This window comes from Thermosporothrix sp. COM3 (genome assembly GCF_059696735.1).
Genome location: NZ_AP019376.1, coordinates 2,612,671 through 2,637,708, shown reverse-complemented (window position 1 = coordinate 2,637,708; position 25,038 = coordinate 2,612,671). Strand labels below are relative to the sequence as shown.

Sequence of the window (25,038 nt, the reverse complement as noted above, 5' to 3'; positions counted from 1 at the left end):
CAAACTGTGCTACAATTAAAATGAGAAAAAAAGGTCCAGCCTTCTCGGGAAGTAACAGCAATTCCACTATTGCTAAACCGAGCTGACTTCCTGCCACCTTCTCCCCATAAAATTCATTATTTTCCCGCTAAAATGGGTAGAAGCGCGTTGTCTCTATGATTGGATGCGATGCCAGTAGTGATAAAGTTCCTGGAAGCCAATGCGAGTGTACAGGCGGCGCGCGATCTCGTTTGTTTCCACTACCTGAAGATAGGCTTCAGTGGCTCCATGAGCGTGCCCCCACGCGAGCATATCCGTGATAAGGCGCGTGCCGTTGCCGCGATTGCGCTGTTCAGGATCGGTCACGATATCAAAAAGGCCCAACAGGCCGTTTTCCAGCACGCCCAGACCGCAGGCCACGGGAGTGCCCTCGTCGTACAGAACAGCAAAGAGTGATTCGGGAAGAATCCGCGCAAGGATGGTACGGTGACGATCTTGCTGCGCGAGGGGAACACGACTGAAATGTGCATACAGTGCCAACCAGTCTTCACGTGGAACGGTCTGGATAGAAGGCTCAGTGGTTGGTGTGGCAAGCCTGGTATGAAAAACGAGCGTCGTTTCATGGTAGTGGTATCCATGCTGGTCCAGTGCTTGATCGAGCGCCTGAATCTCTGGCTGAAAAGAGAGAAGACGAAAGATGGTCGGCTGCCCCTGTTTGTTATAGAGCTTCTCGCAAAAGGCGAGCTTGTCCTGAATGGGCAGAAATGAGGGATAGAGCGGGGTGATGGAGTTTGCTCGTTTGGTATATCCTTTAGCAAAGCGCAGGATCCATCCATCAAGGAAAGCTTGCTGTTGTGCGGGCCAGCTATTCAGGGCTGCTTCTTCAATGCGTCGTGCGAGCATGCGTCATACTCTTTCTGCATATAGTAGTATTCCAATAGTAGTGTTGAAATGTTGTCAGTATAGCAGGTGGGCTATAATCCGACAAGCAGAGGGAGGGAAATGCCCCCCGCACAGGCTTCGGGAGGCATTGTTTGAGAGATGACTATTAGAGACGAGCGTTCTTGAACTGGTGCCAGAGGCGTCTTGCTATTGCGTCTGCATCTCGCTGCAAGCCATACCGCGAGACATAGGTGCAGATGGTACCGATATCATGGGCCAGCAAGTTATAGGCATGGGCGTTGAAACGTGGATCAACGGCCTGAGGAAAATCAATAATCGTGACCTGGCCGTTCCAATAGAGAATATTATAGGGCGAGAGGTCGCCATGCACGACATTATGCTGTAGCCAGAGCTCAATATTATCCATGATACGAGCGAATATCGGGTACACCTCATCGGGAGCCAACTGCACATACTGAAGTGCGGGTGCGGGCTGTTGTGGTTCGCCCACGTATTCCATCAGGATCGCATGGCTATTGTGCGTGATTGGCCGGGGAATCGTCGCGCCGGCCTGATAGAGCATGGTAAGCATCATATATTCGTGCGCGATCCACATACTGAATTGTGCCTCACGCCCTGTACTGGATTTATTTTTCATCGCTCGCTTGATCCTCTGATCACTGACAAAGCGGCCTTCCTGATAGATCGAGTCGTTTTTGAAGCCGCGATTCTGGCGGGAGCGATAGACTTTTGCAGCGACATAAGGAATTCCCAGAGAGGGATGAGCGCGGCAGCAATAGACTGTTGCCTCCTTCCCGCTTTTCACCACATGGAGAACTTCGGTAATCAAACCATCGGCAAAAAAAGAGTCGAGGAGAGCTTGAATGGGATCGACTATCTCTTGTTCACGTTCTTGCAGGGCTTCCAGTTCTTCAAGCTCTTCGATTTCGCGCAGCCGTTTTCTTTTCGACAATGAATCCTCCTTTACTGATAAAAACAAGCAAGAATGGCGTTGTTGTGGTTTGTGTTTTCATCGTCTCACCTCTTTCTAGATGACAAAAGAGGCGCCGAACATCGCAACTCGGCGCCTCTTCTCTGCATGAAAAAGGCCATCTCGTTCGAGATGGCCTGATATACTCTGATCTTGTAGCAGATCTGCGGTTTAACTCTGTAGCGAGGCAGAAGTGGCCGTCTCGGAGGTGCGATGCTGTTGAAATGACAGAAATTCTTTGCGCATCATGGCACACTCCTTTCACTGTGGCTCGTCGTACCGGGCCGCTCCAGGTACCTCTTTTTTGAGCATAACAGATCCGTGCATATGTTGTCAAGTGGGTCTACTGTTCTTTCCACCATGTATCGAACGGGGTAACAGGCAGGTGGCGTTTATGCTCGGTGATATGATAGCGTCGTTCGAGCTTCTGTGCCGCTTCGGAGGAGATTTCCTGACCGCTGAGGTAGCTATCAATCACCTCATAGCTCAGCCCCAGTTCGTCCTCATCAAGCTGACCGGGGCGTTTATCCAGCAGGTCGGCGGTTGGTGGTTTGGTATAAATGCGTTCCGGTGCTCCCAGATGGCGCAGGAGTTCGCGGCCCTGTTGCTTGGTGAGGCCGGTAAGTGGGGTGATATCGACGCCGCCATCGCCATACTTGGTAAAGAAGCCAGTAATTGCTTCGGCTGCATGGTCGGTGCCAACGACCAGTAGATTGAAGTGATGTGCGAAGCGATAGTGAACTGTCATACGTTCCTGGGCCTTCTGATTCCCCTTATTATAGTCTGACATGGTAAGGCCGGTGCCCTGCTCAAAGGCCTCGACAGCACCATCGACGGCGGGCTTGATATTGATGGTATAGCTTCTATCTGGCTGAATGAATTGGAGCGCGAGCTGAGCGTCTTCCTCGTCGTGTTGTACTCCGTAGGGGAGGCGAAGTGCAATAAACAGATAGTCATCTTTCCCGGTCTGTGCTCGCAACTCTTCTACAGCAAGCTGGCAGAGGCGTCCCGCCAGACTTGAATCTTGACCACCAGAGATGCCGAGAACGAATCCTTTTGCATGGGCATAGAGAAGATAGTCTTTTAAGAAGTCGATCCGAAAGCGAATTTCTTCCGCGGGATCTATTGATGCTTTTGTGTGTAGTGCTTCGATAATGGTGCGTTGTGGTGATATTGTCATGGGAAAGTTCCTTCTTCCTTCGGGAAAAGTTCCTTTATTGGTTGTACTTATAATACGTGACCCTGCCGTGAAAGGAAACCCCTCTCACGAAGAGAGAACGAAAGCGGAGAGGCAACATAGCTTGTTATTGCTTTGATCATAAGCAAAAAGAAGCGTTATAATAAGCGAAATCCATTTCCCGTATGCTTTTTTCTGGAAAAGCCGTGGAGGAAATTGGTGTCCTTATCTCAATATTGGATCTGCTCGGACGCATGATGTGATCCTGGTACTACTTTTGTGCCTGAATTCTGATTGCATGTTTCTTCTTGTCAGATAGAGGAAACGCAATCATTACAAATTCCGATCTCAACCCAACAGTGTAACCAACTTTCGTTTGTTGAATCGGATCGAAAAGAGCAGATATCAGAGATGTATTTGCTCGCCAGTGACTACCCTCAGTTAGAAGACGCATTGCTCGCCACCGTGGCTGTCGGATCACTATCCCTGGGCAGCAGATTCAGCAGGAAATAAATGCTTACCGCTGAATGCGAGGTAATAATGCTGCTTGACCGCGAGTCTCTTAATGGTCTTCATCCTCTGTATATATAGTAAAAAATGAAGAACGCTTGCATTTATCAGGACGGGCGCGCTACTCTTTTCTATAATGCTTCTGGAGGAGACCAAAAAGAAAATGGGAAAGAGGTAAGCTTTATATGCTCATGGAGAAAGGGCCTCTCTTGTCAATCTTGAAAAACAAGGGGAGAACCGATGATTTTTTTCATTTATAGGTGTTATATAGCGAAAAAACACTATTTGCAATTTTCAATCCCGTGTGGTATCTTTATCAATAGGAGTATAACCTATTTTAAGAAAAAGAGGGTCTACTTCTAGAGAAAGAAGTGGAAGAAACAAAAGTGGTGTCCCGTTCTTTTTCCTGAAACTAGCATAAGAGAAAATACGCACCTATTCCTGGCGAATAAGAAATCGGTGAATGAGGAGCAAGGGATGACAACGAATCCTGCGCGGCGTGTTGGGCTGACACCTCCTCCTGGGAAAAGCCATACATTGAAACGAATAAAGCTACTTCATGTCGAATCACAAATTCAGGAGCCTGTGTCTCCCCTTGTGTTACCAACGCTGCCCGCTCCATTGAAGCCGATTCAACCTCCTCCTTCTGTATCTTTGCAATTCTGGGACGAAGAGCCGTCAGCGGAAGCAGAGGAGCACGTATTTGTTACGAATGAAGAAGCGGAGGAAACACAAAGTCCTTTGGTCCCTCCGTATCATTCTGACGGGAATGGTATGGAGGTGCGAAACGCATCAGAGGACGAACTGGCAACATTTGATGAGCTTTCTGCATCGCCACTGGAAGATCTTGAATATGAACTGGAACAGGATAGCTTCTTACTTGATGATGTAGAACTGCTCGACATTGATGCTGCGCTTGCTGAACAGGAGCTCCAGCAAGCTGAAGAGGAAGAAAAGCCAAAGCGTCTACCCCGAGGACAGGCCCCGGGCTGGATAGGCTCTCAGAGCCTGATGTATATCCAGTGGGAGAAGGGGGAAGAGGCGATTCAAGAGGCGCTGGACCGTCTGGGCTATGCCGATATTCCACTGAACCCTGAGACGCGCGCCTTTCTTATTCAGGCTGCTCGTGCAGCTTGTCTTTCCCATCGAGAGGAACTGCGCATGATGGCGCGGCTCGTCGACGCTCGTACTCGCTTACAACAGCTTCCATTGTGTGAAGATCCTGAAGATGATCCATATCACGAGTCGCGCGCAGCGATTCTCTCCGAGATCAATGCGCTGGAACAGACGTTGATGCTCTGTTTCCAATGGGTTGCGATTAAGAAAGCAACGCAATTTCTGGGTCATGGGATCGAGTTAGAGGATCTGATCCAGTATGGGATGCTTGGAGTGCATGCAGGAATCCGGCATTTCGATCCTGCACGGGGCAGGCGTCTGGTACATGTTGTCAATATCTGGGTCTTTCAGACACTGAGCCGAGCGGTGATTGATTATGGCCGCTTGATTCGCCTTCCTGCGCATTTTGCAGGCCATCTCGATGTGCTGAAAAGGGTCCATACACAGTTGCAATGCACCCTTGAGCGTAAGCCAACGCGGGCTGAGTTGGCTGAGGCGGCGAATATCCCGCTTGAGCGTTTGAACGTATTGCTGGCTGATCAGAAAGTTTGTGTATCACTGGAGTGTTATCGTCACGCTGAGTACAGGCACGAGGGATACTCATTTCAAGATGTAGCTGAACCTGCTCTTGTGGCTCCTGATATTGGGCTCGAAGCCAATGCTGATGCGCGGCTCCTGATCAAGGATCTGTTGAGTGTATTGACGCCAAAGGAAAGACAGATAATCTGTCTGCGTTTCGGGCTTACTGAGAGCAGAGAGGCGCAGACACTTGAGGCGATTGGCAGGCAGTTCCAGTTGACCAGGGAGCGTATCAGGCAGCTTGAGCAGCGGGCTATAGAGAAGATGCGTGGGCGAATCTGTGACTTGTATGGTCCGCAAGCCATACAAGTTGAAAAGCCCAGGAAACTTCTGCAAGGGATTCGAGAAAGGAGGGAGCGAGCGCTTCAAAAAGAGAAAGAAGACCTCTCTATCAATGGATGATAGTAAGGTATTATATGAAGTTAGTCTATCGGTGAAATGGTTACGTAGATGTCGTTACAGTTTTTTGCGTCCATGACTACTGCACCGGGTGAGTTTCGCAAAATAGAAAAGCTGCTTGCAGAAGCTCAACCCGCTATTGATCCGCTTGCAGGCGTACTCTCAACCCCTCTCTTTATGAGTCAGGAAGCGCTTTCATTTGTACGCCGTTTTCAGGAGGAGCGAAAGAGCCAGATCTGCTTTGATAGTGCTGGATACTATGTGCAAATGGGGAAAATCAGTTACTATGAGCTTTATATGAAACTCTTAAACTGTTATCGTACCCATAGATGGGCGGATCGCTATGTTCTTCCCGACAACGTTCCTCTCTCAAGCGATTCGTTGGCGCAGGTGGAAGAAAAAGTGCGGGAGACGGTGTATTATTCCTGTCTTTTCTTCCATGAAATGCCAGATGAACTAAAAGAAAAAGCAATGCCGGTTGTACATGGTAGAACTCGAGCGCAGATAGAGTATTGTCTTGAGCACTATATTCAGCTCGGTGTAAAGTGGATCGGTTTTGGAAGCTTTGGGACAGCCGGAAAAAACAATGAGGCAAACGTAGCAACAAACTCTGCGGTGGAAAACGCACGGTTTGTTGTGCAGATTGCGAAACAATATGGAATTAAGGTTCATCTCTTTGGCATTGGAGCTCCTGCGCTCGTTGGTATGCTGTACAGTACAGGCGCTGCTTCTTTTGACTCGGCCTCCTGGTTTAAGGCTGCCGGGTTTGGGCAGGTACACATGCCATTTATGCGGAGCTATAACATTACCTATAATAATAGCTCATCTGAGATACAACAGGGAATTACCTGGGATCACTTTACACGCCTGAAAAAAATTACGGGCCATGAATGTTTATTTTGTGCTGATTATCATACGCTTGCCGGTCATAAGATGCATCGAGTCATTCATAATCTGCTGGTGGTGAATGAGACCGTTGCAATGCTGAATCAAGGCTTATTTGACCGTGCTCGTGCTATTTATGAGCAGGGGTCCGTAAAATACAAGGAAGAGTACAAACAATGGCTACCACTGCACTAGTTTTTCATTTTCCTGTTGCTGCTACGCCCACAAAAATACCAAAGCTGCTACGAGTTTTGCTCTATGCAGAAACGCCTATCACTCGGGCTACAGAGCTAGATGAACTGGCTTTTGCAGAGAATACGGATACAAATCGCTTCAGTGAAGCACGGAAGCTGGCCGAAGAGACGCTGGGGCTGATAGAAACAACAAAGGAAGGGCTAACGCTTACTCCTGAGGCACACATCCTGCTCAAGAAGCGTGAGTCTATCCAGTATGACTTACTTCATTATTTATTTTATACTGCTTGGAATGCCAAAGATCCGATCAAGCAAACGCGCTCATGGTTTTATCGTGCCGTCTGTGACAATCTCTGGAACATGCAAGATGTAACTCTCGATAGAAGTATGCGCCAGATCCTGACTCAAGAGCTGGATGGTCAGATCCGGGAAGAGTTCCAGCAGGTGCCAGGTATTTCGGAAAGACTTTCTATCGGTATTCAGACGATGGATGGAGCTCGTGAATGGCTGCGGCATCTTCAGCCAGCTGTGATTGAGAAAGTACACAAAGGAGAAGAACGATTTCAGAGACGCTCGACCTGTTCAGCTGAGCTCTTTTTGCTGGCCTTAAGCCGGAGCTATGAGCTGAGTGGAACTGAAATAGGGATAGATGTACTTATTTCCCCTCAAAGACGTGACGATGTTTGCCGCCTGTGCCTGCTGGATCCTCTCCAGTTTGACCGTATGCTGGATTGGACCCTTCCTATCTATCCTCAGTTTATCAGTCAGGGAACGAGGTCCGGATCATATGGACGTTTTATTCGCCTGCATCGTTTTGTTACGTTAAAAGAACTTGCATATAAAGAAGGTTAGAGAGCATGGTGATGAGTGTGAATGAACTGGAACACCTGGAACTCCTGTTAGAGAAGCAGCCTATTATTGCAACATGGACAGCCCAGGATATTCTTGAGCGCCCAGAAATTGTCCGCGAAAATTATTTGAAACATGTCCGGTCTTTTGTTGTGATCGGGAAAGGAGCCACATCTACTGATAGTGATCAGGTGACCATAGCTGATTACGAAAAGCGCCTGCTCAAACTGGTGAAAAATAATGGGGCTGCTAAGGGCTACATTACAGCAGATTATGGGTATGGAAAAACAAGCAGTGCTGCGTTCATCTGGCATCGGTGCGAACAGGCTGAGATTGTTGCGGTTCCTCCGTTTCAGATTCAAAAGCTCGAACATCTCTTTAGCGCAACCTATGGTTGGGTTCGTTATAAACTAAGCCAGAGTCACCCTCAACTCTTATCTGAGGCAGAGCAGATGTATCACAGCTATGTAGATCGTGATATTAACACTTTCGCCAAAGATGAAAAAGAGCGCGAGTTGTTGCAGCGAATCTACAATCAAGGAAAATATGTTCTCACATTGAGAGGGCTGGATTATGTCAAATTCTTTGAAGAGATGACGCAGCTGGTGCGTCGTGCTGGCTATAATGGTCTTGTTGTGATTGCTGATGAGGTACAGCAATATATCGATCCTGATATTAAGGCTGGAGTGCGAGATCCTTTAACTGATCTCTTTGATATCGTTCAGGCTTTGATGACACGTAAAGGGACTTTGCCCTTTGCTCTCCTTTTCAGCATTCCACTGAAAGAATTGGGGCTGATGAATGATCAGCGCAGTGACCTGGTTCAGCGGCTCAAGAGTGATGGTTTGGCACTGGATCTGAGTGTTATGTATAACCATACTTTTGCGCGTGACCTCTGGTTCCAACTCGCACGAGAGCTAGAATTTGAAGCACTACAAGATAAAATTGTGCTACCTGAGACCTTGAATGCGCTTGGACAGATATCGGCGCGTCCCGATTTAGCAACCGGTCCCCGAACGGTTGTAGATGTCTTTAAGCTAATGGCTCGTCGCTATAAAGAGCAAAATGGGGCTGTTGCTCCTTTTACACCACTTGATCTGGTTGATGCGTTCCTCCGTAATGAGATCCATTATGACAATGTAGCGAAGCTCCAGAACGTTGTGAATGGGCATCTTTCTCACCAGTTTGTGAAAGAAGATCCTACCTGTCAAAAGGCAATCAAGCTTATGGCAGCGTTTCCTGTAGATGGTCTGCCAGAACGCTATTTCGATGTATATGGCATCCGGAAAGCAATTGAGCTACTTGTCAACGAGGCGCAAGGCGATATTATCACCTGGGTCGGGGGCGGATATGATGATGAGGGGCGCTTGCGTGAGACTCGCGCGATGCTGGTTGGTATGGAGGCCCAGAAGGTCAATACGAACTGGCTGGATACTACTCTTAGAGAGTATATTCGCTCTTATTATGAACGAAGCGCTCGTCAGGCGACACTGGCTGTCCACGGCTTTCAGGCCTTATTAAAAGAACATGTATTTAGAGGGGAAAACTGGAAGCTGGTGCGCAGTTTAGAGTATGGCATGTTGCATAATCGTACCATGTTCTGGGAGGGAGCGTTCCCCAATACGACGCGAAAAAAATATCCTGGCCGCTTGTTGCAGGTACGTATTCTAGGGGCGAAGGAACAACTACGTGATACAGCTCTCGAAGGAGACCTGCTTATTACCTTCCAGCTTCAACTTCATGAAGAGCTCTCTGAGGCACAACGGCGGATGTATCCAGGCACAATCGAGAATCGAGAAAAAGAGACTATGTTCTCTCTCAATATGAGCTATAACAGTGGAAAAGAGAACTATGGTGATCTGCTCTCAACCCTGGGACAGATGGTTGCGCCCTGGAAGATGACGCCTACCTTGTTATTAAGCTTGTATGCCTATCTTGAGGAGAAACGGGTAGCAGGAAGCATCCCAAAAATCGATGATGAGATGATACGCGCAAATTTCCAGCCTGTGCTTCTAGATCATGCCTTTAATCAATTATTTAATGCTGAGTTAGGGGCCGAGCTTGGCACTGCTGGAATCCGTATTATTGAAGAGACAGTGAAGCGCCAGCTCGAACTACATTATAGTCAGTATAAGACGCTGATGACTAACATGCAGTGGAAGCAATCTCTCAAGAGATATCATGTGGCATTAAGCAACCTCCCTACTCCATATGAGCGGCAGGGAAAACAACTCTTTAATGCTACCAAGCAAGAACTGGCTGCTGCCTTCAAGATCACTGTGCCGCCATTGGAGAATTTCTTACATACCAACTCGCTCCTTCTGCGGGCGGAAGGAGCGAATAAGTGGCGGTTTACATTGCACCCGCTGGAAGAGCAGATTTTAGCTTTACTCAAGCAGAGTAGCCTTACCGAAGCGCCGCGTCTGGGAGGCAAGCCGCGCCAGAAGATTGAGCGAGAGACAGCAGAGAAAATGGCCAGAGCTCAGGGGTATCGCGTGGATGAGTTTGAAGAGGTGCTTGTGTTGATGCAGCAGCGCGGACTGATCTCTTTCTCTGCAACTCGCAGTCAGATCATTGCGGAAACGGTGCGCGTGCCACAGGTAGAAGATATACAGCGCTCCCTTCAGGACTATCGTTCTCGATTGGAGCTGGTTGCTTCAGTTGTGCCTGACGATGCTCGTATTTCCTCAATGCTAGAGGATACTGGAAAGTATGATCTCCTGCTCCGGAACTTGAGTACAAAGCCCGATGAACAGAAACAGACTAGTTTAGAACGCACGATTCGGACTCGCCAGAACGATCTGAATAACATCATTCATCACTATCAACAGCTCTGGCAAGAGCAGACGCGTGACCTTTTGCGTCAGAGAGAGGCTGTGGTTATCTCTTCTGAACGGCTAAATCAGCCTCTCCCGGAAGGCTTCTTTCAGCCACAGTTGCAAACACAGCGTGTGAGTCTGCTCAAAGAATATGGCGAGCTTGTTGAGAAGCGCGAGCGCCTGAGGAAACAACTTGAGAGTATAGCTGCATTGTTGGTAAAAGACGATTACTCCGTGACGGACTTGATTCGCGCGGGTGAAGAGAGAAAAAGTGCTCAACAAATTCTGGCTCGTCTCAGCCAGCAAGAGTCTGCATTTATCAGCATGGAGGCGTATTATGGGGCGGCCCGTCAGCTTCTTCGTGAGGCTCTTGATCTGCGACAGCAGTTTGAGTACATCTCAGCCGAGATGAGCGCTGCATTTCAGCAAGAACTGGATGCCTGGTCTTTGCACATTTCTGGTGAGTTGAGTAGCAGGAAATTGAAAGCTCTTGAAGGACAAAAGAAGTGGAAAGAGCAATTCGACGAGATCGCTCGACGCTTCCATCAACAGATGCAGGCCGAAAGAAATCGCTTTGAGACAGTGCATACAACCTATAAAACATTTTTGCTTCGACAGACGCGATATGCGCAAGGCTGGCAAGATGTTCGCTTTAATCCTGCTGATTCTCAAGATAGCTATTCTCAGCTCTGGAAGCAAGTTCAGGCTGCAATACAGGCTGAGTTGGAGGGCATGCAGCAGGAAATGCAGGAGACCTATGATCGGTGCGCCCGACAACTTGGAGGTGCGTTACAGAATCTTCCTGCTCATGAGCGCCCGGGTGCGCAGCAAGAGGTAGAGGCTTTGCAGTTGCATCTTCAACAAATGATCGAGCGGCTGAGAGGAGGCATAAAGCGAATTACAGATATGCGTTTCCTTCAGAAGCTCCGGGCTGAGGGCATAAAAGAGGCGCCTGAGAGCATCATAGGACCTGAGATTGCTCAATTGAATAGCCTGCATCAATGGCTCAATGAGAGTGTCGAGACCCTGGCTGGTTATGAACAGAGGATTGCTGCTATCAAGCTTACTCCCCAGGAAGAGGAGATTCTGGCGGTGCTGCAACGACTTCAGCAAGGGACTGAAGGCGAAATAGAGCTCGGGCTGTTGTTACAGCATTTGCCTGAACATCTTTCCATTACCTGGCAGGATATTAGCCGTCTGTACTCGAAACAGCGGCTCAGTATTAAAATTGCTCCGGTGTCTTTTGACTAAGATGCCGGGTAACCAGAAGAGAGGATCGATGTGAACAATGTATCTACAGAGAACGCTTCTCCCTTGATCACACAAGAGAAACCAGAAATCTCGATTATGCTTGCTACAATGGAACATCTGTGGGCCGCAAAACGGCTTGCAGATCAGCATAAAAACGAACTAGGGTTTATCAATCAGGCTATTTTGCGAAAGGCAATCGAGGCTGATTCCCTTCTGGTTGCCCTTGCTGGCCCAAAGGATGAGAGCGAAGTGGCGGGATTTGTACATTTCTATGTGCGCCGCGATCAACAAATCACGCTCTATAGTATTGTTGTGGCACAGAAGTACCGACATGAAGGTCTGGGACGCCGGCTTTTTGCTTCTTTAGTGTGTGAAGCGGCACGCAGAGAGAAGCGGGAAATTCTTCTGAAGTGCCCGGCTGAGCTCCCGGCGAACCTCTTCTATAAACAACTAGGTTTAGAAAAAGTGGCAGATGAGCCCGGGAAGCATCGGGCTCTTCACGTCTGGAAGTATCGCGTACAGGACGCATAAGCCTGTAGCGAAGGGGGGAACAGGATGGACTCTGTGATAACAGAACACCAACTGGTAGATTTCTTACGAAATCATTTGGGGAGAGTCATTCAGATTTTTCATACAGAAGCGTTAACAGGCCCTGCTTTTGTAGATAGAATTCGGGATATGCTTTATCTGGCGCAGTATGATTCATCATTCCCTCCTGCCCTTCGCCCTTTCCTCTTGCAGAGTTGCCAGGCTATTCCGAAGCTGGGAAAAGAAACGCTGGCTCGCTATCTTGAGTTGCATGGGTTACCCGCTGCACGCTTTTTAGGCGAGCCGGCTCCTCATTTCGATTGTGCCCTTGTCCCGTTGGAGGGAGAAACGCAGAGCAGTGGCTATGTCTTGTATATAGACGCAGCGCTTGAGCCCGAGGATATTTATTATGCTCTGAATCATGCATATGGGCACCTGGCTTGCGGGCATCTGCGCAAGGGAGATAGATATAGCCATTATGATGTGCTTGCCGATTTGCGCTCTCCGCTGGGTCCGCCTCGGCGGTGGGATCGTACCGTTTTGGCTCTACAGCACCTTTGGTTTCAGCCTCTTCCTGTGCCTCCAATAGAGATTGTTGAACATGAGTGGACAATTCCTGGCTTTGAAATGGCGTTTGAGCGGCTCAAGCGTGAGGAGAGAGATGACCCGGCACTTCTACTTTGTGCTTTTGCGCAACGTCATGCTTTTGCAATGCCACAAATCGATTTTGACATTGAGCGAGATGCGCAGCTTTTCCCGCATCAAAAGCGCGGTGCTGCGGAACTGGTTATTCGCTTGCAGAAACTTGGTGTGGCTTTACTTGCTGACTCTGTCGGTTTGGGAAAAACACGTACAGTGGCAACGGTCATCAGGATCATGCGTCAGCAAAAGATGATTGATCGTGCTGCTGTTTTAACGCCTGCCAAGCTGATGCATAACTGGGAAGCTGAACTGAGACGGCTTGGTCTGACTGTTGGTACCGACCGAGGGCAGAACGTTGATGTGTTATTAGTGAATAAGGATGTGTTCAAACGCCTGAGCCCTGCGAAGGCCATCCAGGCTGTTCATGGGTGCAAGCTGCTAGTCATTGAAGAAGCGCATCAGGACTTGCGGCATATGGATAATAAATTTCATCAAAACGTTCGAGCAGTCGCCTTTGAGACCTATGGTTTACTTGTGACCGCAACACCCTGGAATAATCGGCGAGGTGATATTTATGCCATGCTTCAGCCCTTTGCTGCCAATCAGATGGGAACAGAAATCCCTGCTCACCTGTTTTACTGCTTCTCGCAGGGAAGAGAAGAGGGCCTGAAAGTATTCGAGCAGGATACGCATCTGTTTCAGCAAATTTATAGCCGTACGACCTTGCAGCGTACACGACGGATGCTACGGCAAAGTGAGGACGCACAGGTATTTTATGCTCCACGACGCCCCTATCTCGTTTCTGTGGAATACTCACCAGAACAGCGCAGGGCGTTTGCTACACTTCTGCAAAAGATTACACGGTTGCGACTTCCGCATGCACATCCTGCATATCGTCTCACAGCTCGTGAAGGTGAAGAGAGCCATCTTTCGGGAATACATCGTTTTCTGCTCCTCAAAAGAGCTGAAAGCAGCATGTATGCCTTTGCTCTGACGCTTGAGAACCTGGCGAAGAAGGAGCAAGAAATGTATGATTCCTTACTCAGGGTAGAGGAAAGGGAAGCTGCAATTGCTGAGTGGTTGAAAAAGCACTATCAGAAAGAAAATGAGAGAGAAGAGGCGCTATGGAGTCAGGAGGATGACCCACAACCGAAACGAAGGATGACTGGCATTCAAAAAAGTATTGAGCTTGCGGCCCAGAAAGGCCGTCTACGAACCTTACGGAAGACGCTTCTTGAAGAGTGTCATCATGAAATAACACTGATTCGAGAGATCCAGGCCGAGTTTCAGCCTCTCTTTGAGCGAGACCCGAAGCTTGAGACTATTGTGCAACAGATTATACAATCTACGCAGGCCGGAAAAAAGGTGCTTTGTATCTCGCAGTATGTTGATACTGCATATGCTGTGTATAAACGGGTAGTAGAACATCCGTATCTCTTTCAGAAGGGAGTGGGATTAGTGACAGGCTCACAGAAAGAGGGAGTTGAGCCAGTGCAAATAAATGGTCATGTGGCGAATCGAGAGGATGTGCTGAGTCGCTTTGCGCCTGTATCCTGGACTGGCGACAACGACAAGAAACGGAGGAAAAAAGCAAAGGATAATACCCTTGCCGAACAGATAGATATTGTTATTGGTAGTGATACCCTGTCTGTAGGTCATAATTTGCAAGATGCGCGCGTCCTGCTGAATCTTGATCTTTGTTGGAATCCAATGCAGCATGAACAGCGTATTGGGCGCATTGATCGACCACGCCATACAGATGATAGTGCTCCGCTTGATATCTATTATTTCCTGAATCTTGATTTAATTGAAGCGGAATTGCAATTACGAGGCACACTTGAAAAGCGCCTGCTTTCTACCTATCAAGATACAGCCTTTGATGATGAAATCCTACCTGGATATTTTGAGATGATCGAGCAGCTCCGTAAGCTGCGGCGTGAGCAAGGAACTGATAATGCGTATGTTGCTGAAGCAGACGCTATTTTAGAAGAGATCGCTGAACGGAGTGCATCGCCTTTAGAAGAGAGATCAAATCACGATGAAAGTGAGCGAGCAGCCCTTTTACAACTCAAGGAAGTGGCACAGAGTCTGCATTACAGGAATGAAGATTTATCGCTCAAGAGCCAGTATGTGAGTATTGGGTCTATACCGCTTGAGGACCTGAAAGGCTCGATGTATTCTTCCTGGCCACAGGCTGCCTTGATTGCTGAAGTACAATTTTCCCTGCTGAATCGACAGGGATATGTTGTAGGGAAACCGTACTATCAATCCTTCTATGTCTCTTTGAATGAGGATAAGTCATCTTCAGTGATCACTGTCACTGAGAACTCGCTTCTCCCAATAATAGAGGGCCTTCTTGCTGAACCATCTTACCGCTCTTTGGAAAGAAGGCACCTTCTCTATCTCTCGAAAATGATGCTGCGATTAGAGCGACGTGTACAGCAAGAGCTGGATAATAGAAGATTGCAGGTTTATTATAACAAAAGAGCATACGGAAGGAATGAGCTACTTCAGGAAGAAGGGCAGAATATGGCTGTGGATGTTGAAGCACGTCTGATTCTGGTACACTTTTTACTCTAAATGGAATACTTATGAATACCGAAGAACATGCTCAGTTCACTGAAGTACAAAACTATGAACCCCTGATCGAAGAGCTGTCTAACTGGCAGGCTTTGTTTGAAACAGCTCTGGATGAGGCGGCGCGCCTACTCACTGCCGAACAATTTCCCGCAGAGGCTTTGCAGGCATCTTTAGCCGAGATGTGCGCGCTTCTGCGAGATGTGCTTCAAACGAGGATGATGACGGGAGATGACGCATGAATGATCGGGAACGCCCAAATCAGAAACAGAGAATGCAAAAGGCGTTACAAGACGCTTTCATACAGCTTTCAGGGCGGGCGACCATAGAGGCGCTTATTCCAATTGTGAGCTCTGCTGTTGGTCGTCGTATGACGACGTATCAGTTACAGCGTTTGCTGAATGAAGATCCCATCCATTACCGTCAGGATGATGCGGGTCGATGGTTGCTGGTTCATACGTTTATCCCGGAAACTCAGGCAAATGTGGAAGACGAAACGCCGAGACAAGAAACGCTGAGTTTACGAGCTGGTTCATATGTTGTCTTTGACCTGGAAACAATGGGGGACTGGGGCGGTCCTGGGCAACCAGGCAATATAGAGATAGTGCAAATCGCGGCCCAAAGATACAGAAATTTCCAACCTGAGGGCGAGCTTTTTATGCGCTTTGTCCGTCCAAGTGGACCAATTCCTGCTCGTATTACGCATCTCACAAACATTCATTTTGAGGATGTGAAGGCGGCGGCTGATATCAAAACAGTCTTAGACGAGTTCTTCTCCTATATTGGTGATTTCCCGCTGATCGCTCATAATGGTGTGCTCTTTGATGGCCCTGTACTGAATCTTGTTGGAAAAAGAGTAGGGTATACCTTTCCTCATTCAACGGTTGTTCTTGACACGTTACCCCTGGCAAGGGCGCTCCTCCCACCTGGTGTGCCGAGTCCTGTTGATGGAGAGCCATTACAGAATTATCGGCTGACAACCCTGGCCCGCTTTTATGGCTGCGAAGAAGCGGGGGCGCATCGAGCAGATGTCGATATTTCGATGTTGGGGAATGTGTTGAAGGGGTTACTTGGTGAACTTGGGATATTCCCGGGAACTCGTTCTCATCCTGCCGCTGCATATATACGTGCGCTACTTCAGCGAGCCGGAGATCCGTGGTTGCAGATATGTGGCCGAGCGGAGAAGGAAGAGGAGGACCTAACTGCGCTCTTCCCCATGTTTGGAGCGAGTGCTGTCCCACTCTTGAGCAAATCGAGTGCACAGGATGAATATACACCAACTATCGGGGCTGTGGAAAGGATGCTAAACGCTTACGAACAGCATGGAAACGAGCGGCGGCCCTCCCAGGCCCAGCTTGCTCATCTTGCTGCTCGTGCGATGCGGGAGAAATTATGTGCTGTAATAGAAGCGGGAACCGGCACGGGGAAAGGGCTTGGGTATCTGGCTCCGGCATATCTTCAGGCCAAAGCGACCGGACGGCCTGTTGTTGTCAGTACATTTACCCGCGTCTTGCAGGATCAGCTCTATAACAGTGATCTGCAATTTCTGGGTACAGTTGTGGATGGGCAATTGAAATGTGCCTTGCTGAAAGGACGGCATAACTACATTAGTAGTCGCTGTCTTGCTGAAGAGTTACAGGATGCATTTGATGAAGCTGCATTAGAGCCCGCCCGTGCCTGGGGGTTAAGTACGCTCCTTTCTTTTGCAATAACGACTGCTGATGGAGATCTTTCCGCTGTACAGAGTGCCTTCCTTGGATTAGAACAGATGGTGTCGGCTCATGGTCAATTGTATATGCGGTTGGCTGCGAAAAAGCCTGTGATGGTAGAGGACACCCGTGGTGCCGATGTATGGAATCTCCTGAACCGTGTGCGCGTGACTTCGGAAGTTCCTCAGCAGATCTGGCCTGCGGGACTGCCACGCCCGCATGAAAGGCCAGATTTTGCGCAGAGAGCCCGCGAGAATGCCCGCCATGCAGATATTGTAGTGGTGAACCATTCGCTTCTCTTGCTCAAGGCCTTGAAAGAGGCGCCAAAAGATGAGCGTTTGCAACAGGATGCTGATACTGAGCCGACGAACCTGCTCTCGCCCTATCTGATCTGTGATGAAGCACATACGCTGGAAGATGCCGCAACCTCTGTGTTAACGCGGACCGTGTCATTAAAGCAGGTAAGGCGTCTGCTTGTTGCCTTGATTGGAACGCAGGGGGTACAGGGAAAATCTATTGCTGGTTTGGTACGTGCCTGCCGACAACTGGGATTAGCAAGCGACGATCCAGTCATTCATGTATTACTACAGTTGAGTCAAGAACTTCTTGCTCAGCTTGAGGTCCTGGGACAGCAACTTCGACGCTATATTGAGCATCATTCTGTTATCTATCGTGAAGATCGTATTCGATATGGGGCTAGTATCCCGTTAACGCGGCAATCACTGTCTTTTGCAGGAGGACCGGCTTTAAAACAAGCAGGCAATCGGTTTGTGGAGTTACTATTTGCATTACGTGATGCTCTCGATGAACTGGCAGCTCCCATTGCTCGCCAGGCTGCACTGGCAGATCAAACTGTATTAGCTCGCAAGGCTAGTAAAGCTGAGCGAGCTCGTCTGGCAATAATGGAGGAATTGCGCGAAGTCGTCCACGACGCTCGCTGGTTCTGGGGTTTCTATGATGAGTCTTCCACAGTGCGCGTGATCCGATTTGATCCGGGGGAACCAGAAGCTGCTGCATGGAGTTTGAGCGGAATGCCCATTGCTGTTGGTGCATTGCTGTATGAGCGCTTCTGGTCAAAACTGGAATCTATTGTGATCACCTCTGCTACTATTACCAGTTGGGGCAATCAATTTGACTTTTTCTTGCATAGGATAGGGCTTTCTCGTTTGCCTGCCGAAAAGCTGCTCACTGAGACGTTACCGCATGTCTTTGATTATCGTGCCCATGCCCTCTTTTTGATGCCGAATCATCTTCCCGTTCCCCGAGATATGGCATTGCGAAAAGCGTATCCTGAAGCAGTTGCAATGGAACTCAAGCGTGGTATTCCTTTTCTAAGAGGTCGCACACTGGTTCTCTTTACAGCACGTTCACGGATGGAGCTGGTTCACGAGCTTGCTGTAACCGAGCTGGATCAGCAAGGATTTCCCCTGCTGACTCAGGACGAGGCAGAAGCAATAGAGCGTTTTAAAGCAGAGGAGAATGTGTCGCTGCTTGGTGTGCGTTCGTTGTGGGAAGGTGTCAATGTACCAGGGCCCTCACTAAGCTATGTCTTTATCGAAAAATTCCCCTTCCCTTCTCTCGGTGATCCACTGGAAGCTGCGCGCATGGCGGTGGTTGAACGGGCTGGTGGTGATAGCTTTTACGAGTATATGTTACCTCGGGCCTTATTCCAATTTAAGCAGGGGTTTGGACGCCTGATTCGGAAGCATGGTGATCATGGAGTCGTTATCATGCTGGACAAGCGCCTCCGCAGTGCGATGTATCGTGGAGAAGTGTTATCATCATTACCCGGCCCAACGATTGGATACGAATCAGGGGCCGCAATGTACCAGCGTATTGCTGAATGGATGGGGATGCCATTCGATGCTGACAGGTTTGCTTCTTCTAATCAGGGCGGGGTGCAGGCTCTTCTTGAGCAGAATATGCTGCCTACGAATATCATCAGTGAGCAGGATTGGGAAACAGTTGCTCTTCCGCGCCTGATTCGAGTGTTTCAGGGGATCTGGGGGAAAGATCGGCAATTGCGCCCATTCCAGCTAGAAGCACTCCGTGCGGTTGTAACCGGTCGGGACGTCTTAACTCTTGCTCCAACAGGCTCCGGCAAGAGCATAACTTACCAATTGCCTGCATTGCTTCGTCATGGCTGTACACTTGTTATCTCTCCGTTGGTTGCGCTAATACGTGATCAAGTTGCAACGCTGCGTGAACAATTTGGCTTATCTATGGTCAATTGTCTGATGAGTGGCATGAGTTCGGCGGAACAGGAAGAAGTACTCAACGAGGTTCGTGCCGGAGCAATCAAGCTGCTCTATATTGCCCCTGAGCGCTTACGTGATCCTCGCTTTAGAGCGACCTTGACACAGCTCCCCCTGGTGCAGCTTGTTGTTGATGAGGCTCACTGTATATCTACCTGGGGACATGATTTCCGCCCGGATTTTCTAGAAATACCTGGCTTGCTTCGTTCCTTTATGAAGGAACGCGTTCCTGTACATGCTTTGACTGCGACTGCAACTCCACAAGTGCAGGAAGAGATTATGTCTACTTTAGAGTTTTCCCATCGCACAGACCCAGATCATCCTGAACCGCTGCTCCATATGAGTAAGAACATACGTGAAAATCTAATCTATCGAACCTATCTCTATACCAGTACAGCGGAGGGGGAACTCCGAACGCTCGAACTGGTACGCCAGATTCTGGCACATCAAGAGAAAGGGGGCCCGGGTATTGTCTATGTCGCGACCAGAGCGAAAGCGGAAAAGCTAGCCGAACTGCTTCGAACACAAAATATTGCCGCATATGCCTATCATGGAGGGCTACGATCAGCTGAACGCCATAATATTCAAGAATTATTTATGAGTGGAGAAATAGAGGTTGTTTGTTGTACCAATGCCTTTGGTATGGGCATTGATAAGCAAAATATCCGTTTCGTGATCCACTATGATCATCCCTCATCGATAGAGGCGTATGCGCAGGAGACAGGCCGGGCGGGCCGAGATGGGAAAGAGGCATATGCAATCCTGTTATATTCAGCTGCAACTCAGCAGAAACTTCGTTTTATTGAGCAAAAAAGTAAGCAGGAGAGCAGCAATATATATGCCCTTCTGGCTCTGCTTGGTGATCTTCAATTGGCTGCTGGTGAGGCTCCTCTTATCACGTCATTTGAAAGTCTCAGCCGTTCTCTAGACCTTGAAGAGGTCTCAATTCGTGTTCTTATTCATGGTGCCGAGCGCGTCGGGCTGTTAGAGCGAGGCGAAGATGTTATTCTGGAGGCCGGTGTTTTATTAACTGGAGATATCATACAGCTTTCACAGGCTTTTATAGATATGCATACACAGCAGAAAGTGCTTTGCCTGCTTCGCTTCCTCATGAACCAGCGTTCCTCAACCCTGTCCTCATCTGCTCTGAGCGTACGCACCCATTATGCTGCGAAAGATTGGATGGAAGCCGGAGGCGATGCCTTTGAGGCTATGTATCTCCTGCAACAATTGAGCGAACGTGAGCCTGAAAACTGTATCTTTCGACCCTATTCAAGAGGGATCAGTCTGCGCCTGCTTCCGTTATCATTGCCAGAGAAAGAAGCGGCCTATCGAGAATTATCGACTTTTTTTGCGTCACGATATACATGCTTTGAAACTCGTTTGCAGGCAATGTTAGACTATATCCATTTGCCACAGGTTGCTTGTCAGAGAGCATTTATTGAGAACTATCTTTCTGGAAAGCAAGAGAGTGAAAGCTGCGGCAAGTGTGGTCATTGTGCGCCGACCGCTGTTCTGCCCTGGGATGAGCAGCGTATAGAGGCAAATATACAGCATCAGCTTCATGCTCCACTGCAGAAGGAATATGCTGTAGATGCTGCTCTGATCGTGTTGGAAGCTGTACGAGAACACAATGGATACTTCAGTCAAAACACGGTGATCAAAATGCTCCTGGGTCAGGCTTTTGGCCGAAGTAGAAATGGAACGAAATATTCGCTCAATACGATCGCACGGAACTCTGAATATTTTGGCGCCCTCAAGAAACAGCACACTACTGAGAAACAGGCACACGCTATTGTACAGCGTTTGATAGAGGGAGGCTATATCTCGCTTGAATATCGAAAAAAGTCCAGGCGAGTAGATGTAGCCGAAGGTTTCTATGAAGAGAGATATCAATGTATCTGCCTGACGCAAGCTGGCCTTGATGTACTTGCTGGTGAAGTTCCTCTTCGTGATATTCAGGGAGGTAGATCACATTGAATGCAGATTATGGGCAGGAGAAACATGGCACTTCTCTCTTTCTTGAAAAGCCCTCTTGTATACCTGAGCTCGATCACTGGATTGAATCCTACGTGCAGGAGAGGCGACGCTTTACATTTGCAGAATCTGATGTATTGGAGTCTCTCTGGCTGAGTGGTGAAGATATTCGTTTGCGTGAAGATTGTAGATTCAGCCCGGTTCAACTTAGTGCTCAATCAGACGTTTTGCAGTGGAAACTGAAGGAACATCATGTTGCAAATGATGATCTATATGAGCTTCTTTTAGGAGATGAATGGGATGGGAAGAATCTGGTCCAGTGTTTGGAGCAACTTGATCAGCAGTATCCAGCGCAGCGGTTTCATCTCTTCTGTAAGCACGATGCCCGCTTCCTTTTAGCGCAAGATGAGCATGGCGTTTACACGCTCACGTTACAGGGTGACGTATCAAAAATGATGCTCTCCACTGAACTGAAGCAGATGTTTGATAGGTTGGCTCCTCTGCTGCTTGAGCGCTTCGTTGCCGGAGAGCAAACCCCCTGGTCAACACAGTTTATGTTGGACTTGATTACACAGATAGAAGCAACGCCGGGGCTTCTGCTTCCACCGAAGGCATTGGAGTGCTGGTTACTCCAACGAGATGAGTGGGTTCGGGTAGGGCAGGATCTCTGGTTTGTGAAAGAGCTCCTTCCTCCCCCTCCTCCCAGGCGCCGTTATGCGGTCCGCCCGGTCTTCTCGGATCTCAAGACTGACTATGTTCCACTTCCAGCAGAGGAAAGCATGGTATCGGCTCCACAAGAAGTGGTTCAGGAGGTAAAGCCGGGCAACGAACGTAAGGGGAATGAGCAGACTAGCGTAAAATGGAAGATGACGCTACGTACTGTCCATATTAATGAAGGATATTTGCCTGTTCCACCACAGGCACGGATTCTGTATATACGAGCCAGAAGATTGGCGAGCAGCGTGGCCCTTTCGGGTCTCTGGTATGCTGATGATAGGAAAATGCTGGTATGGCTTGATACGAAGACCCATCGCCTCTATGGTCAGGATGTCCAGGATCAATTTGCCTTTTTAGCGGCTGGTACAGTTCTAGAAATCTTCTGGACGCCATCCGGTATCACTTTTTATGAGTTGGGGATTGACGAGGAAGTGACTGAAGAAGAAGAACGCCTGGTTGATTTAACAGAACTTGCTCAGGTCCGCTCAACGACACTGGAGAGTTACAGAGAGAGCCTGCGTACCATTATGGCCCAGACGGACAGAAAATGGACTTTCCTTGAACTGTATCAGGAACTTTGTCACAGGCAACAACATAAGCCAAATACAATGACCATCCGTTCTATCTTGGCTTCATCTCCCGAGTTTGTCTTTACAAGGAAAACAAGGCGATGGGCTTTACGCCGGGATATTAGTTCTGAGGTCAGTGCCAGAGCATTACGTAAAGCAAAGGCTGTCGCGGTTTATAGTTCAGAAGTAGAGCTGGACAAGCGCGTTTCTTTGAATGAGATGATTATGAGGAATCGAGAACGCCTGGCTTATTTACGCTCACTCTACATCCCGAACAAGAAGTGATGCTATGCGTAGCAGAAGTGCAGCGGTCTTTGCTCATGGGTGAGGGCAAGTTGTTTGCCGCGCGAGCAAACAGACCTTGTCCTCAGGAGGCTTATTTGAGACGACGGAACTGCTCTATATATTGGAAGAAGAGTTCTATTGTGCGTCCCGGACCGTCTTCCGCTTGAATACGCTGACCCAGTTCACGGGCGCGTTTCTGTATCTCCGGGTTGGTGACAGCCTCACGAATCGCTGCGGCCAGCCCTTCCGCTGTCAGCTTCTTAAAGGGAATTGGTTTCGGTCCGACGCCCAGCGTGTATACGCGTTGTCCCCAGGCGGGCTGATCGGCGGCAAAGGGTGTGATAATCGTGGGAACGCCGCTGCGCAAGCTTGCTGCGGTTGTCCCTGCACCACCGTGATGCACAACGGCCGCCATACGTGGAAAGAGCCAGCTATGTGGGATGCTTTCCACTCGGATCACATCATCTGGAAGGGATATACTCTTCTTGATGGTTGTCCAGCCGCTCATTAGGATGCCGCGCTGACCGGAAAGCATGAGCGCCTTCACCACCATGCGTATCTTCTCTTCAACATTGTGGATAGGCATACTTCCAAAGCCGATGCAGACAGGAGGTGGACCACTTCTGAGAAACTCTACCAGTTCGGCAGGAGGCTGCCAGTCCGTGGGGGGGGGGCCGAGAAGTAATACCCGGTGACGTGCATCCGCGCAGGCCAATCCGCTGGGCGAGGGAGAACCGATGGGCTATACGCATTGAAGACCGGCATCCCTTCCCGCTCCTGCTGTTGGTACGGGCCAGAAAGCGGTAGCGGCGGCAGATCTAAGATCTCGCGGCGCTGCCGGTTGGCGGTTCCGCGCTGCATAAGTTGCCAGAATAGCAGCTCGCTCAAACGCCAGAACAGGTCATTGAGCAGTGGACCCCGATTTTTCCCCCCGCCAAGCATAAAACTCGGGAATACTCTGGTTCTATAAACCGGGAAAAGGGCCAGCTCTGCACAGGGAATGCCAAGCTTTTCGGCGATATTATAGCCAATGATCGCCGCCGGGGGCTTATAAAGAATCGCGTCCGCTCCCTGCGCCACTTGCCAGCTCTCCTGAATACATTGCTGAACAATGTTGCTCTGCATGTTTCTGATTTTTCGGCCATAGAGTATCAATTTTAAGATATTGCCCGACTCCACGATTTTGGAGATCTCTTCAGCGTCTCCTATGGTGGTCAGCGAGGGCCCGATAGGCGCATATTCGATCCCATGAGAGGCAGCCAGTTCAGCAAAATCGGGAGAGCTTGAAACGACGGCTGTATGTCCCTCGCGGTTGAGGCGGCTGGCTAATGCCAGTATGGGTTGAATATCACCCCGTGATCCTAACGAGAACAGGATAATGCGCATGGTTTTTACCTTTTTCTTTCTCTTTTTGTCTGTTCCTTCAAGCTGGCGAGGCGTGCCTGTCTCTGACGCAACCAGTCATTGAGCAGCGCTTTCCCGGCCTCAAGATTGGCGCCTTCGGGTGTAAGCATGGCTTCAAGCATCCTGGCAATCGTTTCAACCAGCTCTTCTGGCTGCACAGAGGCGGTATGGGGTGAGGAAAGCGCTTCGATGATGCTGAGAGATAGTTTATCCATAATGACGGCCATCGCGTCGATGCTCACATCGTTGCGGATAGCGCCGACCTCCCTCATGGCCTGAAGAAAGTCTCGTGTGACGCTGACATTGGTGAGTTGGGTGAAGACATTTCCCGGCTTCCGAAGATATTTCCCGAAGATATGTTCATCGCGGGTGAGCAAGGGCACTGCCAGAGGCAATTGTTTGATCGCAGCAAGCGTACTGCGATAGATGGCGGCAACGGTTCCACTCTGAGGATCTGCTTCAAAACAGGCATGCCATGTTTCAGCATACCGCATCAGTTCGCGAAAAATGAGGGCATCTATCAGCTCATCCTTTGAGGGAAAACGAAGATAGACGAGTCCACGATGTAACCCGGCTGCATTGGCTACATCACTCATTGTCAATTTATTGTATCCATAGCGAAGCAGTAGTTCAGCGGCAGCATCCAGAATGGTCTGCTCGCGTTCATCAGTTTCCATGTTTTTCTGGCCTTTTTGATAAATTGACAAGTTATGTCTATTTGTCAAAAGTATAGATCTGCACATA

General features: G+C 49.0%; 15 protein-coding genes. 9 read left to right on the top strand and 6 right to left on the bottom strand.

Annotated elements, in window-relative coordinates:
• Positions 1–153: 153 nt before the first annotated feature.
• From KTH_RS11430 to nadE, 3 genes are all read right to left on the bottom strand, one after another.
• Positions 154–882, bottom strand: a complete 729-nt coding sequence (locus KTH_RS11430; RefSeq protein WP_497618650.1) for a GNAT family N-acetyltransferase — start codon at positions 880–882, stop codon at positions 154–156.
• Between the two features lie 145 nt (positions 883–1,027).
• The gene (locus KTH_RS11425; protein ID WP_497618648.1) at positions 1,028–1,834 is read right to left on the bottom strand and encodes an RIO1 family regulatory kinase/ATPase domain-containing protein; all 807 of its coding nucleotides are present in this window, start codon (positions 1,832–1,834) and stop codon (positions 1,028–1,030) included.
• 361 nt (positions 1,835–2,195) lie between these two features.
• On the bottom strand, positions 2,196–3,032 hold the full coding sequence (gene nadE / locus KTH_RS11420) for an NAD(+) synthase (protein WP_497618646.1): 837 nt from the start codon (positions 3,030–3,032) through the stop codon (positions 2,196–2,198).
• Between the two features lie 984 nt (positions 3,033–4,016).
• Here nadE and KTH_RS11415 point away from each other — a divergent pair.
• The 9 genes from KTH_RS11415 to KTH_RS11375 all read left to right on the top strand — a co-directional run bounded on the left by KTH_RS11415 (position 4,017) and on the right by KTH_RS11375 (position 22,890).
• Positions 4,017–5,636 (top strand): sigma-70 family RNA polymerase sigma factor, encoded by a 1,620-nt coding sequence (locus KTH_RS11415; protein ID WP_497618644.1) that lies wholly within the window; start codon positions 4,017–4,019, stop codon positions 5,634–5,636.
• 174 nt (positions 5,637–5,810) lie between these two features.
• Positions 5,811–6,713: a hypothetical protein gene (locus tag KTH_RS11410; RefSeq protein ID WP_497618642.1), complete on the top strand. Its 903-nt coding sequence runs from the start codon at positions 5,811–5,813 to the stop codon at positions 6,711–6,713.
• Positions 6,695–7,564, top strand: coding sequence for a hypothetical protein (locus KTH_RS11405; RefSeq protein ID WP_497618640.1), 870 nt, complete (start codon positions 6,695–6,697; stop codon positions 7,562–7,564). Before KTH_RS11410 ends, KTH_RS11405 begins: the two co-directional genes overlap by 19 nt.
• Before the next feature lie 11 nt (positions 7,565–7,575).
• Positions 7,576–11,631: a sbcc family protein gene (locus tag KTH_RS11400; RefSeq protein ID WP_497618638.1), complete on the top strand. Its 4,056-nt coding sequence runs from the start codon at positions 7,576–7,578 to the stop codon at positions 11,629–11,631.
• Positions 11,632–11,661: 30 nt separating this feature from the next.
• Positions 11,662–12,162, top strand: a complete 501-nt coding sequence (locus tag KTH_RS11395) for a GNAT family N-acetyltransferase (protein ID WP_497618636.1) — start codon at positions 11,662–11,664, stop codon at positions 12,160–12,162.
• 147 nt (positions 12,163–12,309) lie between these two features.
• The gene (locus KTH_RS11390) at positions 12,310–15,381 is read left to right on the top strand and encodes an SNF2-related protein (RefSeq protein ID WP_497618634.1); all 3,072 of its coding nucleotides are present in this window, start codon (positions 12,310–12,312) and stop codon (positions 15,379–15,381) included.
• Positions 15,382–15,392: 11 nt separating this feature from the next.
• Positions 15,393–15,620: a hypothetical protein gene (locus tag KTH_RS11385; protein WP_497618632.1), complete on the top strand. Its 228-nt coding sequence runs from the start codon at positions 15,393–15,395 to the stop codon at positions 15,618–15,620.
• Complete coding sequence (locus KTH_RS11380) at positions 15,617–21,322, top strand: RecQ family ATP-dependent DNA helicase (protein WP_497618630.1); 5,706 nt, start codon at positions 15,617–15,619, stop codon at positions 21,320–21,322. The genes KTH_RS11385 and KTH_RS11380 overlap by 4 nt, the downstream gene beginning before the upstream one ends.
• Positions 21,319–22,890 (top strand): hypothetical protein, encoded by a 1,572-nt coding sequence (locus KTH_RS11375; RefSeq protein WP_497618628.1) that lies wholly within the window; start codon positions 21,319–21,321, stop codon positions 22,888–22,890. Before KTH_RS11380 ends, KTH_RS11375 begins: the two co-directional genes overlap by 4 nt.
• Positions 22,891–22,981: 91 nt before the next feature.
• Here the strand turns inward: KTH_RS11375 and KTH_RS11370 are convergent, their stop codons facing one another.
• The 3 genes from KTH_RS11370 to KTH_RS11360 are packed head-to-tail and all read right to left on the bottom strand — an operon-like array spanning position 22,982 to position 24,971.
• Entirely contained in the window at positions 22,982–23,605 is a 624-nt protein-coding gene (locus KTH_RS11370) for a glycosyltransferase (RefSeq protein WP_497618626.1), read from the bottom strand.
• The gene (locus KTH_RS11365; RefSeq protein ID WP_497618624.1) at positions 23,524–24,276 is read right to left on the bottom strand and encodes a glycosyltransferase; all 753 of its coding nucleotides are present in this window, start codon (positions 24,274–24,276) and stop codon (positions 23,524–23,526) included. Before KTH_RS11365 ends, KTH_RS11370 begins: the two co-directional genes overlap by 82 nt.
• 5 nt (positions 24,277–24,281) lie before the next feature.
• A complete protein-coding gene (locus KTH_RS11360) occupies positions 24,282–24,971 on the bottom strand; it encodes a TetR/AcrR family transcriptional regulator (RefSeq protein WP_497618622.1) in 690 nt (229 codons plus the stop codon).
• Positions 24,972–25,038 lie beyond the last annotated feature (67 nt).

Excerpts from the sequence above, each read along its gene's own strand:
- KTH_RS11430 (WP_497618650.1), bottom strand. The coding sequence starts at position 882 with ATGCTCGCACGACGCATTGAAGAAGCAGCCCTGAATAGCTGGCCCGCA.
- nadE (WP_497618646.1), bottom strand. The coding sequence starts at position 3,032 with ATGACAATATCACCACAACGCACCATTATCGAAGCACTACACACAAAA.
- KTH_RS11415 (WP_497618644.1), top strand. The coding sequence starts at position 4,017 with ATGACAACGAATCCTGCGCGGCGTGTTGGGCTGACACCTCCTCCTGGG.
- KTH_RS11410 (WP_497618642.1), top strand. The coding sequence starts at position 5,811 with ATGAGTCAGGAAGCGCTTTCATTTGTACGCCGTTTTCAGGAGGAGCGA.
- KTH_RS11405 (WP_497618640.1), top strand. The coding sequence starts at position 6,695 with ATGGCTACCACTGCACTAGTTTTTCATTTTCCTGTTGCTGCTACGCCC.
- KTH_RS11400 (WP_497618638.1), top strand. The coding sequence starts at position 7,576 with ATGAGTGTGAATGAACTGGAACACCTGGAACTCCTGTTAGAGAAGCAG.
- KTH_RS11390 (WP_497618634.1), top strand. The coding sequence starts at position 12,310 with ATGCTTTATCTGGCGCAGTATGATTCATCATTCCCTCCTGCCCTTCGC.
- KTH_RS11385 (WP_497618632.1), top strand. The coding sequence starts at position 15,393 with ATGAATACCGAAGAACATGCTCAGTTCACTGAAGTACAAAACTATGAA.
- KTH_RS11380 (WP_497618630.1), top strand. The coding sequence starts at position 15,617 with ATGAATGATCGGGAACGCCCAAATCAGAAACAGAGAATGCAAAAGGCG.
- KTH_RS11365 (WP_497618624.1), bottom strand. The coding sequence starts at position 24,276 with ATGCGCATTATCCTGTTCTCGTTAGGATCACGGGGTGATATTCAACCC.
- KTH_RS11360 (WP_497618622.1), bottom strand. The coding sequence starts at position 24,971 with ATGGAAACTGATGAACGCGAGCAGACCATTCTGGATGCTGCCGCTGAA.